Here is a 12,452-nt window from a genome sequence, read left to right as displayed (position 1 = left end):
TTCTCCGGTCCGGCGTCGTCGGGAGAGGGTGGGTGCATGAGACGTGCCCCGTTGCTCGCTGTGAGCCTGATGTCCCTCACGGCCCTGTCCCTGGTCGGCTGCGCCGGAAACCAGCCCCCTGCCGACGACAGCCCCGTCCCGCAGCAGACCGGACCCACGGTGGAACCGGACTGGGAGACGGTGGACGAAGAGCGCTTCGCACGCTCGCCCGGCTCCGGGGTCTACGTGTTCGAATCCCCCACCGGCAACCTCGCCTGTGGCATCGATCCGGAGGGGTCCACCGGGTTCCTGGCCGGATGCCACGCCCGTGACGTGGTGGAGAACCTCCCCTCCTGCGACGACCCCGAGGCCGACGGCCCCTGGACCGCCATCACCCGCGAGGGGACGGCGGAGGCCGGGTGCCAGCGCGAGGGGGTCTTCTTCGCCCCGGAGGCCCGGACGCTCGACTACGGCCAGGCCCTGCAGGTCGGCGAGGTCCGCTGCGAGTCCTCGGAGGACGGCGTGGCCTGCTCCTGGGCGGACGGCCCGGGGTTCACCGCCTCCCGGGCGGCGTTCACCCCCACGGACTGAGTGCATCCGGTCGGGCCGGCCCGGCCGGGACGGCATGCGCCGCTCAGGACCCGTAGAAGTGCTTCTCGAAGACCTGCCGCGCGTGGCGGGTGGACCGTAGGTAGTCCTCCTCCAGCTGGGCGGCCTGACCGAGCTCGTAGCCGCACCAACGGGCCACGGCCTCCAGGTCCTGACGCTTGGTCGGCAGCGTGTCCGAGGGCTTGCCGGACCAGACGATGTTCCCGGCGCGGATCCGGGTGGCCAGATGCCAGGCCCGGTCCAGCACCTCGGCGTCCTCGGCCGGCAGGATCCCCTCCTGGGCGAGGGCCTTCAGCGCGTCCATGGTGGAGGTCGTCCGGAGGCTCGCATGCTCCGCCGCGTGCTGCAGCTGCAGGGTCTGGACCAGCCATTCGACGTCCGTCAGCCCGCCACGGCCCAGCTTCAGGTGCCGGGCCGGATCGGCGCCACGTGGCAGCCGTTCGGCCTCCACCCGGGCCTTGATGCGGCGGATCTCCCGGATGGACGCCGCCCCGGGGTCCGACGCGTAGCGCACCGAGTCCGCCCAGGAGGTGAACTCCTCGGCCAGGTCCGCGCTACCGGCCACCGGGCGGGCCTTCAACAGGGCCTGGACCTCCCAGATCTCGGCCCAGCGGCGGTAGTACTCCCGGTAGGAGTCCAGCGACCGCACGAGCGGTCCCTTCTTGCCCTCCGGCCGCAGGTCCGCGTCCATCACCAGCGGACGTTCGCCCAGCACCGGAGGACGGCAGGGCTTCGTCATCAGTGAGGTGACCAGCTTGGACAACTCCACCGCCTGGCGCTGGGCCGCGTCCTGGTCCGCCCCCGCCCGGGGCCGGTGCACGAACAGCACGTCCAGGTCGGACCCGTAGCCGATCTCCCGCCCGCCCTGGCGTCCCATGGCCACCACCAGGACGTCCGTCAGCTCCTCGGGGCTGCCCGAGGGGTCCGCCCGGTGGTCCGGATGACCGAACAGCGAGTTCTCCGCCACGTGCAGGGCCCCGAGCACGGCGGCGCGGTCCGCGTCCGAGAGCGCCCGACCCACGGCGTCCTGGTCCAGCAGCCCGGAGGCGTCCGCGATGGCGGTGCGCAGGATCTCCCGCTGCCGGATCAACCGGATCTGACGGATGGCCTCGTCCTGCTCGGGGTGCCGGGACATCTTCGCCCGGATCTCCTGCCACTGGGACTCGAAGGGCATCGGCACCAGGTCCCGGTCCCGGCCCAGCCACGCGGCCGCCTCGGGCCGGTGCTCCAGCATGTCCGAGATGTAGGAGGACAGGGAGAGGATCTGGCAGAGCCGCTCGGCCGCCGCCGAGGAGTCCCGGAGCATGCCCAGGAACCAGGGGGAGGAGCCCAGCGACTCCGAGAGCCGCCGGAAGCCGAGCAGGCCGCCGTCCGGGTTGGGACCGCTGGCGAGCCAGCCGAGCATCACCGGCAGGAGCTGGCGCTGGAGCGCTGATCGGCGCGAGACGCCGACGGTGAGGGCCTCGATGTGCTGGACCGCGCCGGCCGGATCGAGGTAGCCCAGGGCGGCGAGTCGCTGGCGGACCGCCTCCGGGGTCAGCTTCGCCTCGTCCGCGGAGAGCGCGGCGGTGGTGGACAGCAGCGGACGGTAGAAGATCCTCTCGTGCAGCGCGCGGACCGTCTTGCGGGTGCGCTTCCACAGGGAGGTCAGCCCGTCGGCGTCAGAGGGGCCGGGCTCACCGGGGCCCTTCGCCGCCCGGGCCAGCACCCAGAGCGCATGGGCCTTGTCCGGCATCAGGTGGGTGCGCCGCAGGTGCACGAGCTGGATGCGGTGCTCCAGCAGCCGCAGGTAGCGGTAGGCGGCGGCGAGGGACTCCGCGTCCTTGCGCCCGATGTAGGACCGCTCCTCCAGCGCGCGGATGGCCTCCAGCGTGTTCCGCACCCGCACGGACTCCTCGGTCTTGCCGTGCACCAGCTGCAGCAGCTGGACGGTGAACTCCACGTCCCGCAGCCCCCCGGCCCCGAGCTTGATCTCCCGGTCCCGGTTCTGGTGGGCGATGTTGTCCAGGACCCGCCCGCGCATCCCCTGCACCGAGGCGACGAACCCCTCGCGCTCGGAGCTGGTCCACACCAGGGGCCAGATGGTCTCGACGTACTCCGTGCCCAGGTCCGGATCGCCGGCGATGGGGCGGGCCTTGAGCAGCGCCTGGAACTCCCAGGTGTGCGCCCAGCGCCGGTAGTACTCGGCGTGGGACTCCACCGTCCGGGACAGGGCCCCGTCCTTGCCCTCCGGGCGCAGGTTCGCGTCGATCTCCCACAACCCCTGCTCGGGTGCCGCGGCCGTGGCGTACTTCGAGATCCCCGAGGCGAGGGCGGAGGCGATCGAGGCCGCCCGGTGGTCGTCTCCCAGGACGGAGTCGTGGACGAAGATGACGTCAACATCCGAGATGTAGTTCAACTCCCGCGCCCCGCACTTGCCCATCCCGATGACGGCCAGGCCCACCCGGGCGGTGTCAGGGCCGAACTGCTCGACGGCGTCCGCACGGGACGCGGCGAGGCCCGCCTCGATCGCGGCGCCGGCCAGATCGGCCAGCCAGGCGGACACCGCCGGTTCGGCCGCCCGCGGGTCCGCGGCGGTCACGTCCTGGATGGCCAGGGCCGTGAGCTGGCGGCGGTAGGCGATCCGCAGCGCGGCGGCTGCCTCCCTGCCGCGCAGGGTGGACACGGGACGCGCCTCGGCCGGGTCCGCCCCGACGGACTCCAGCAGCAGCGCACGCAGCCGCGACGGGTCCGCTGCCAGCCCCTCCGGGCCCAGTACGGGGGCGGAGGCGGCGGCCGCGGCCGGATCGGTGAGCAGGTCAACGTGGTCCGGGCGGCGGATGAGGAACTCCCCCAGCGCCTCGGAGGTGCCGAGCAGGCGGGCCAGGGCGAGGGAGCCCGGGGCGTCCCCGAGCACCTGCGCCACGGCGGGGGCCCGTTCCAGCAGCCGGACGAGCAGGATCAGCGCCTGGTCGGGGTCCGGTGCCCGGGCGAGGATCCTGACCAGCTCGTCCCGGTCGAGGCCCTCGAGCTCGTCAGAGGCCAGGAGCTCGCGGGCCCGGGACCAGTCCGCGAAGCCGGCGCTGACGAGCGTCCTGCGCCCGGGACCGGCCTGATCCGCTGTGGGTGCCATGCCGCCTCAGAGGATGCCGAGGTTGCGCTGCAGCTCGAATGGCGTGACCTCGACCCGGTACTCGTCCCACTCCTGGCGCTTGTTCCGCAGGAAGTTCTCGAAGACCGTCTCCCCCAGCACCTCGGCCACGAACTCGGACTCCTCCATGGCCCGCAGGGCGTCATGGAGGGTCCCGGGCAGGGAATGATGGCCCAGCGCCCGGCGCTCCATGGAGGTCAGCGCGCTGATGTCCTCGGCAGCGGCCTCCGGCAGCTCGTACTCCTCCTCGATGCCCTTCAGCCCCGCCGCCAGAAGCACCGCGTAGGTCAGGTACGGGTTGGCCGAGGCGTCGACCCCCCGGTACTCGACGCGGGCGGACCCGGCCTTGTCCGGCTTGTACAGGGGCACCCGGACCAGCGCCGAGCGGTTGTTGTGCCCCCAGGACACGTACGAGGGGGCCTCTCCCCCGCCCCAGAGCCGCTTGTAGGAGTTCACGAACTGGTTGGTGATGGCCGTGACCTCCACGCTGTGGTGCAGCAGCCCGGCGATGAACCGGCGCCCCGTGGTGGAGAGGTGGAACTCCGCGCTGGGTTCGAAGAAGGCGTTCGAGTCCCCCTCGAACAGGGAGAAGTGGGTGTGCATGCCGGAGCCGGCATGCTCGCCGAACGGCTTGGGCATGAAGGTGGCGTAGTTGCCCTGGAGCTGGGCCACCTCCTTGATGACCGTCCGGAAGGTCATGATGTTGTCCGCCGTCTGCAGGGCGTCCGCGTACCGCAGGTCGATCTCGTTCTGTCCCGGACCGGACTCGTGGTGGCTGAACTCCACCGAGATGCCGATCGCCTCCAGCATGTTGACCGCGTGCCGGCGGAAGTCCGTGGCCACGCCGCCGGGTTCGTGGTCGAAGTAGCCGGCCTGGTCCACGGGGACCGGCTGGCCGTCGGGCCCCAGGTCCTTGGACTTCAGCAGGTAGAACTCGATCTCCGGGTGGGTGTAGAACGTGAAGCCCATGTCCGCGGCCCGGGACAGCTGGCGGCGCAGCACCTGGCGGGGATCCGCCGCGGAGGGCTCGCCGTCCGGGGTGAGCACGTCGCAGAACATCCGTGAGGTCGGTTCCTCCTCGCCCCGCCAGGGCAGGATCTGGAACGTCGAGGGATCGGGCTGCAGCAGCATGTCGGATTCGAAGATGCGGGTGTAGCCGTCGATCGAGGACCCGTCGAACCCCAGCCCCTCGGCGAAGGCCCCCTCGACCTCCGCCGGGGCCAGCGCCACGGACTTCAAGGTCCCGGTGACGTCGGTGAACCACAGCCGGACGAAGCGCACGTCCCGGTCCTCGATGGTCCTGAGGACAAACTCCTGTTGGCGATCCATGGTCTCCACTGTAGTGCGAGCGGCACGGCAACCGGCGTCCGACGGGCCGCTAGACTGCCGCCATGGCTGAGAATGAAACCGCGCCGTACGCCGCCCCGGCCCCGGCCCGCTACCGCACCGCGCACCTGCAACAGGCCAAGGACGAGGGCCGGAGGTTCGCCATGCTGACGGCCTACGACTTCCAGATGGCCCAGATCTTCGATGCGGCGGGCCTCGAGACCGTCCTGGTGGGCGACTCGGCGGCCAACAACATGATGGGCCACGCCACCACGCTGCCGATCACCCTGGACGAGATGATCGTCTTCGCCGGCTCCGTGGTCCGCGGCACCCGGCGGGCCATGGTCCTGTGCGACCTGCCCTTCGGCTCCTACGAGCTCTCGGCCCAGCAGGCGACCGAGAGCGCCATCCGGCTGGTCAAGGAGGCCGGGGTCCACGCCGTGAAGATGGAGGGCGGGGAGCGCTACGCCGAGCACGTGAGGATGATGACGGATGCCGGGGTGCCCGTGATGGCGCACATCGGCTTCACCCCGCAGTCGGAGAACGTCCTGGGCGGCTACCGCGTCCAGGGCCGCGGTTCAGACGCGGCCGAGTCCATGATCCGTGAGGCCACCGTCCTGCAGGACGCCGGGGCCTTCGCGGTCCTGATGGAGATGGTCCCCTCGGACATCGCCCGCCGGGTGGATGAGGCCCTGCGCGTGCCCACGGTGGGGATCGGTGCCGGGGGCGCCACCACGGGGCAGGTGCTGGTGTGGCAGGACATGCTGGGGCTGCGGGAGGGGAGGATGCCGCGGTTCGTCAAGCAGTACGCCGACCTGCGCACCGAGGTCTCCCAGGCCGTCACCGCCTACCGCCGCGACGTCCTCGAGGGGTCCTTCCCCGCCCCGGAGCACGGCTTCGAGTCCTAGGCGACTCAGTCGTTGGCGTCCTCGTCCGCCTCGTCCCAGCGCTCGTTGTTGGCCTGCACCTGGGCGATTGCCTGTTCGGCCTCCGCCCGGGAGGCATAGGGGCCCAGCAGCCTCGACCAGTCCGACTGCGGGCCCTCCTCGACCTGGTGACTCACCACGTTGTACCAGTATTCACTCATGCGCCCACCCTAACCGGCGGGGTCCACGGCGGCGATAGGATCGGGGTATGTCCCAGAACGCCGCGCAGCAGACCACCGCCCGTCCCGCCAGCCACAACGGGCCGGCCCCCGAGGGCCCGTCCCGTGGCGAGCCCGGCTCGAAGGCACCGCTGGGCACCCTGGTGCCGGGCGTCGTCGCCCCCCAGCTGGCCGTTCCCGCACACATCGAGCGGCCGGAGTACGTCGGCCGGGCCACGGCCGATGAGGGCAACGGCTCTGACGTCTACGATGCCGAGGGCGTGGAGAAGATCCGGGCCGCCGGGCGCATCGCCGCCCAGGCCATGGAGGAGGCGGCCCGGCACATCGCGCCGGGTGTGACGACGGCGGCCCTGGACCGGATAGCGCACGAGTTCATCTGCGACCACGGGGCCTATCCCTCCTGCCTGGGATACAAGGGCTTCCCCAAGGCCATCTGCACCTCGCTGAACGAGGTGATCTGCCACGGCATCCCGGACGACACGGTCCTGGAGGACGGGGACATCGTCAACCTGGACATCACGGCGTACCTGGAGGGCCACCACGGCGACCACAACATGACCTACCTGGTCGGCACCGTGGACGAGGAGTCCCGCCTGCTGGTGGAACGCACCCACGAGGCCATGATGCGCGGGATCAAGGCGGTCAAGCCCGGGCGCGAGATCAACGTGATCGGCCGCGCGATCGAGTCCTACGCCAAGCGCTTCGGCTACGGCGTGGTGCGCGACTTCATCGGCCACGGGGTGGGGCGCGAGTTCCACTCCGGCCTGGTCATCCCGCACTACGACGCCGCGCCCGCGCACAACACGGTGATGGTCCCCGGCATGGTCTTCACGATCGAGCCGATGATCACCCTCGGCACCATCCGATGGGATATGTGGGAGGACGACTGGACCGTGGTGACGCGGGACCGGAAGCGCACCGCCCAGTTCGAGCACACCCTGGTGGTCACCGACGACGGAGCCGAGATCCTGACGCTGCCCTGACCGGCCCCGACCCGGCCGGCCGTACCCCACCCACCGACCACACCTCCCGGGAGCACACCATGGCGAAGAAGACCACCGACCCGGCCGCCGGCCTGTTCACCACCCTGGGGGTGGACATCGGCGGCACCGGGATGAAGGGCGGGATCGTCCAGCTGGGCGAGGGCCCGAAGACCGGACGGCTGGTGGGTGACCGCTTCCGCATCCCCACGCCGCAACCGGCCGTCCCCGAGGCCGTGGCCTCCGTGCTGACCGAGATCGTGGGGGAACTGGACACCCGTCCGGGCGCGCCGTCCCGGACCCTGCCCGTGGGCATCGACTTCCCGGCCGTCATCCACCAGGGGGTCTGCCTCACGGCCACCAACATGGACGCCTCCTGGATCGGCACCGACGTGGACGGCCTGTTCTCCGAGGCGTTGAAGCGACCCGCGTCCACCGTGAACGACGCGGACGCCGCCGGCCTGGCCGAGGTGCGCTACGGCGCCGGCAAGGGGGTGCAGGGCACGGTCCTGGTCATCACCCTGGGCACAGGGATCGGGGCGGGGCTGTTCCGTGACGGCGAGCTGGTCCCCAACCTCGAGCTCGGCACCATCGAACTCGACGGCGCCGTGGCCGAGACCCGCGCCTCCGCCGCGGCCCGCGAACGCGACGGACTGGACTGGCCGGCCTACGCCGAACGGCTCCAGCGGTACTTCTCGTACGTGGAGCGCATCTTCTACCCCGACCTGATCATCGTGGGCGGCGGCATCTCCAAGCGACCGGACGACTACCTGCCGCTGCTTGACCTGCGCTCCCCGATCGTCCCGGCCGCCCTGAAGAACAACGCCGGCATCGTCGGGGCCGCGCTCTGGGCCACCGATCCGGTGGCCGGCACCGCGACCCGGCAGGCCCTGCTCGGCACCGCCCGGAAGGCCGCCGATCAGGCGATGGCGCAGTGGTCGGTGGATGACGGAACGGATCCGGCGACGGTCGTCCGGCAGGCGGACCAGGCCATCCGTGCCTCCGGCCGGGCGGAGTAGCCCTGTACCGGACGCGGTGACCGATGGCGGCTCCGGCTTCCCCTCCGGAGCCGCCATCGGCAGTCTCGTTGCCCCGTGGGGCCTTCCGCCTCAGCGGGTGAAGAGCCTCGGCTGCAGGGCTCTGATCGCGGCCTCCGGCTGGTGACCGGCCGACCGCAGGTCCTCGACCGCGCGGGCGAAGTCGTCCAGCGAGTCGAACGCCTGGTAGACGGACGCGAACCGCAGGTAGGCCACCTGGTCCAGGCGGCGCAGCGGATCCAGGATCGCGAGCCCCACCTCGTGGGCGTCCACCTCGGCGTTGCCCGTGGCCCGGATGGTCTCCTCGACCTCCTGCGCCAGCATCGCGAGGTCGTCACTGGTGACCGGCCGTCCCTGGCACGCTTTCCGGACGCCGTTGATGACCTTCGACCGGTCGAAGGGCTCTGCCACCCCGGACCGCTTGACGACCGTCAGCGCCGTGGTCTCCATGGTGGTGAAGCGTTTCCCGCAGGACTGGCACTGGCGGCGCCGGCGGATGGCCGAGCCGTCGTCCAGCGAGCGGGAGTCCACCACCCGGGAGTCCTCGTGCCGGCAGAAGGGGCAATGCATCAGTCCCTGACGCTCCCTTCAGCCGATGTGCTCACGGTCCATCATAAACCCACATATGGCGTAATAACAATCGTGTGATTACCAGATGTAGTGGTTTCACTCGAGGCAGGCCGGGCCCAGCAGCACCTTGAGGTCGCCGAAGAGGGCCGGGTTGGGGCTCACCCGGAAGTCGGCCCCCAGCTGCATGACCTCCATGGTGCGGGTCCCCGTGAGCTTGAGCCGCACCTCGGTGGTGCCGGGGTGGGTCTTGAGCACGTCTCCCAGCGCGGAGACCACGGTCTCGTTGGCCTTGAAGGCCGGCAGGGTGAGGGAGACCGGGCCGGAGTGTCCGTCGGACAGGTCCGGGATGGTCAGTTCCTGGGCGCTCAGCGAGATCGAGCCGTCGTCGCGGCGCTGCACCCGGCCCTTGACGGCCACCACGAGGTCCTGCGCCAGCATCGTGGCGATCGGGGCATAGGCCTTGCCGAAGAACATCACGTCCATGGAGCCGCCCAGGTCCTCGATCTCCGTGCGCGCGTAGGCGTTGCCGGAACTCTTGGCGATGCGCCGCTCGAGGTTGGTGATGAGCCCCGCGATGGTGACCATGGCACCGTCGGAGGGGCCGTCGTCGGACAGGATATGGGTGATGGAGATGTCCGCGTGCTGGGCCAGCACGCCGTCGAGGCCCTGCAGGGGGTGGTCGGAGACGTAGAGGCCGAGCATCTCGCGCTCGAAGGTGAGCTTGTCGTTCTTGTCCCACTCCGGCATGTCCGGGACCTCGATGCCGAATCCGGCGTCTCCGGCGTCCCCGCCCTCCTCCTCGAGCAGGGAGAAGAAGTCGAACTGGTTGTTGGCCTCCTGGCGCTTCTGGGACACCGCGGCGTCCACGGCCTCCTCGTGCACCGCCAGCAGGGCCCGGCGGGCGTAGCCCAGGGAGTCGAAGCCGCCGGCCTTGATGAGCGACTCGATGGTGCGCTTGTTGCACACCACCGCGGGGACCTTCTTGAAGAAGTCCTGGAAGGAGGCGAAGGCCCCCTTCTCCTCACGGGACGAGACCATCCCGGCCACGGCGTTGGCGCCGACGTTGCGGACCGCGCCCATGCCGAAGCGGATGTCCTTGCCGACCGAGGTGAAGTACAGGGAGGACTCGTTGACGTCCGGCGGCAGCACCGAGATGCCCATCCGTCGGCACTCGTTGAGGTACATGGCCATCTTGTCCTTGTCATCCCCCACGGAGGTGAGCAGGGCGGCCATGTACTCGGCCGGGTAGTGCGCCTTGAGGTAGGCGGTCCAGTAGGACACCAGCCCGTAGGCGGCGGAGTGGGCCTTGTTGAAGGCGTAGTCGGAGAACGGCAGCAGGATGTCCCACAGGGCCTTCACGGCGGCCTCCGAGTACCCGTGGTCCACCATGCCCTGGTGGAACCCCGCGTACTGCTTGTCCAGCTCCGACTTCTTCTTCTTGCCCATGGCGCGGCGCAGGATGTCCGCCTGGCCGAGCGAGAAGCCGGCGACCTTCTGGGCGATGGCCATGACCTGCTCCTGGTACACGATCAGGCCGTAGGTGGTGCCCAGGATCTCGGCGAGCGGTTCCTCGAGCTCCGGGTGGATCGGGGTGATCTCCTGCTGGCCGTTCTTGCGCAGCGCGTAGTTCGTGTGCGAGTTCGCGCCCATGGGGCCCGGCCGGTAGAGGGCGATGGTGGCCGAGATGTCCTCGAAGTTGTCCGGCTTCATCATCTTCAACAGCGCCCGCATGGGGCCGCCGTCCAGCTGGAACACGCCCAGGGTGTCGCCCCGGGCCAGCAGCTCATAGGAGGGCTGGTCGTCGAACGTGAGGGACTCCAGGTCCAGGGTGAAGTCCTGGTTCATCTGGATGTTCTCGATCGCGTCCGAGATGATCGTCAGGTTCCTCAGTCCGAGGAAGTCCATCTTGATCAGCCCGAGCCCCTCCGCCGTGGGGTAGTCGAACTGGGTGATGACCTGCCCGTCCTGCAGGCGGCGCATGATCGGGATGACGTCGATGATCGGCTCGGAGGACATGATCACGCCGGCGGCGTGCACGCCCCACTGCCGCTTCAGGCCCTCCACGCCCTTGGCGGTCTCGAAGACCTTGCCGGCGTCCGGATCGGTCGAGACGAGCTCGCGGAACTCCCCGGCCTCGCCGTAGCGGGAGGACTTCTTGTCCTCGATCTCGTTGAGGGGGATGTCCTTGGCCATCACGGCCGGCGGCAGCGCCTTGGTGAGGGTCTCCCCCATGGAGAACGGGAAGCCCATCACGCGGGCGGAGTCCTTGAGGGCCTGCTTGGTCTTGATGGTGCCGTAGGTGACGATCATGGACACGCGCTCGTCACCGTACTTCTCGGTGACGTAGTCGATCACCTCGGAGCGGCGGCGGTCATCGAAGTCGACGTCGAAGTCGGGCATGGACACGCGGTCAGGGTTCAGGAACCGCTCGAAGATCAGCCCGTGCGCCAGGGGGTCCAGCTCGGTGATCTTCAGGGCGTAGGCCACCATGGAGCCGGCGCCGGAGCCGCGGCCGGGGCCCACCCGGATGCCGTGGTCCTTGGCCCAGTTGATGAAGTCGGCCACCACGAGGAAGTAGCCGGGGAAGCCCATCGAGATGATGACGTCCAGCTCGTAGTCGGCCTGCTTGCGCACGTGGGAGGGGACGCCGTCGGGATAGCGGTGTGCCAGCCCGGTGGCGACCTCCTTGGTCAGCCAGCTCGTCTCGTCCTCGCCCGGCGGGCAGGGGAACTTGGGCATGTAGTTGGCTTCGGTGTTGAAGGACACCTCGCACTGTTCGGCGATCAGCAGGGTGTTGTCACAGGCCTCCGGGAACTCGGAGAACAGGTCCCGCATCTGCCGCGGCGACTTCAGGTAGAACTCGGTCCCGGAGAAGGCGAAGCGCGAGCCGCCCTGGTCATAGGTCGGTTCGAGCAGCGTGGACCCGGACTGGATGGCCAGCAGCGCCTCGTGCGGCTTGGCGTCGTGCTCGTGGGTGTAGTGCAGGTCGTTGGTGGCCAGCAGCGGCAGGTTCAGGTCCTTGGACAGCTTGAGCAGGTCGTTCACGACCCGCTTCTCCAGGTCCAGGCCGTGGAACATCAGCTCGCAGTAGAAGTTCTCCTTGCCGAAGATGTCCTGGAACTCGGCGGCGGCCTCGCGGGCCTCGTGGTACTGGCCCAGCCGCAGGCGGGTCTGGATCTCCCCCGAGGGGCAGCCCGTGGTGCCGATCAGCCCTTCGGAGTACGTGGAGAGCAGCTCGCGGTCGATGCGCGGCCACTTGGCGTAGGCGGCGTCCAGGGAGGCGATCGACCCGGCGCGGAACAGGTTGTGCATGCCCGTGTTGTTCTTGGACAGCAGGGTCATGTGGGTGATGGCGCCGCCGCCGGAGACGTCGTCCCCGCGCTGGTGCTGCTCGCCCCACCGCACCTTGGTCTTGTCCGTGCGGTGCTGCTGGCCGGGGGTCAGGTAGGCCTCGAGGCCGATGATCGGCTTGATGCCGGCATCGGTGGCCTTCTTCCAGAAGTCGAAGGCCCCGAAGAGGTAGCCGTGGTCCGTGATGGCGATGGAGTCCATGCCGAGCCGCTCGGTCTCGGCGAACAGCTCGGTCAGCTTGGCCGCTCCGTCCAGCATGGAATACTCCGTGTGGGTGTGCAGGTGTGCGAACCCGCCGTCCTTGGCTGCGTCCCGGGTACTCTGCGCTGTGGCGGTCATGCTCTGCTTCTTCCCTACTGCTCGTT

8 protein-coding genes and 1 pseudogene are annotated in these 12,452 nt (G+C 69.9%); 4 read left to right on the top strand and 5 right to left on the bottom strand.

The window, feature by feature from the left end; genetic code table 11:
• Positions 1-36: 36 nt before the first annotated feature.
• Positions 37-570, top strand: coding sequence for a hypothetical protein (locus AB0K08_RS09505; protein WP_363353739.1), 534 nt, complete (start codon positions 37-39; stop codon positions 568-570).
• 43 nt (positions 571-613) lie between these two features.
• Here AB0K08_RS09505 and AB0K08_RS09500 read toward each other — a convergent pair whose 3' ends face one another.
• Positions 614-3,700: a bifunctional [glutamine synthetase] adenylyltransferase/[glutamine synthetase]-adenylyl-L-tyrosine phosphorylase gene (locus AB0K08_RS09500; RefSeq protein WP_363353737.1), complete on the bottom strand. Its 3,087-nt coding sequence runs from the start codon at positions 3,698-3,700 to the stop codon at positions 614-616.
• Between the two features lie 6 nt (positions 3,701-3,706).
• A complete protein-coding gene (gene glnA, locus AB0K08_RS09495) occupies positions 3,707-5,047 on the bottom strand; it encodes a type I glutamate--ammonia ligase (protein ID WP_363353735.1) in 1,341 nt (446 codons plus the stop codon).
• Positions 5,048-5,109: 62 nt separating this feature from the next.
• On the opposite strand from glnA, the gene panB reads away from it, so the two are divergent.
• Positions 5,110-5,952 (top strand): 3-methyl-2-oxobutanoate hydroxymethyltransferase, encoded by an 843-nt coding sequence (gene panB / locus AB0K08_RS09490; RefSeq protein ID WP_363353733.1) that lies wholly within the window; start codon positions 5,110-5,112, stop codon positions 5,950-5,952.
• 5 nt (positions 5,953-5,957) lie between these two features.
• Here panB and AB0K08_RS09485 read toward each other — a convergent pair whose 3' ends face one another.
• The gene (locus AB0K08_RS09485) at positions 5,958-6,131 is read right to left on the bottom strand and encodes an SPOR domain-containing protein (RefSeq protein WP_363353731.1); all 174 of its coding nucleotides are present in this window, start codon (positions 6,129-6,131) and stop codon (positions 5,958-5,960) included.
• 47 nt (positions 6,132-6,178) lie between these two features.
• Between AB0K08_RS09485 and map the strand changes: the two genes are divergently transcribed.
• Positions 6,179-7,132 (top strand): type I methionyl aminopeptidase, encoded by a 954-nt coding sequence (gene map, locus AB0K08_RS09480; protein WP_363353729.1) that lies wholly within the window; start codon positions 6,179-6,181, stop codon positions 7,130-7,132.
• Positions 7,133-7,191: 59 nt separating this feature from the next.
• Positions 7,192-7,977, top strand: a pseudogene (ppgK, locus tag AB0K08_RS09475) (polyphosphate--glucose phosphotransferase); the annotation flags it as partial.
• Between the two features lie 261 nt (positions 7,978-8,238).
• On the opposite strand, the gene nrdR reads toward ppgK, so the two are convergent.
• Positions 8,239-8,736 carry a transcriptional regulator NrdR gene (gene nrdR, locus AB0K08_RS09470; RefSeq protein WP_363353727.1) on the bottom strand — a complete coding sequence of 166 codons (498 nt, stop codon included), beginning with the start codon at positions 8,734-8,736 and terminating at the stop codon, positions 8,239-8,241.
• Between the two features lie 96 nt (positions 8,737-8,832).
• On the bottom strand, positions 8,833-12,426 hold the full coding sequence (gene dnaE, locus AB0K08_RS09465) for a DNA polymerase III subunit alpha (protein ID WP_363353725.1): 3,594 nt from the start codon (positions 12,424-12,426) through the stop codon (positions 8,833-8,835).
• Positions 12,427-12,452: the final 26 nt, after the last annotated feature.

This window comes from Citricoccus sp. NPDC055426 (genome assembly GCF_040677445.1).
In the GTDB taxonomy this organism is placed as follows: Bacteria; Actinomycetota; Actinomycetes; order Actinomycetales; family Micrococcaceae; genus Citricoccus.
Note: the sequence above shows the minus strand (reverse complement) of the source record. Positions and strands in the feature narration are given on the sequence as shown.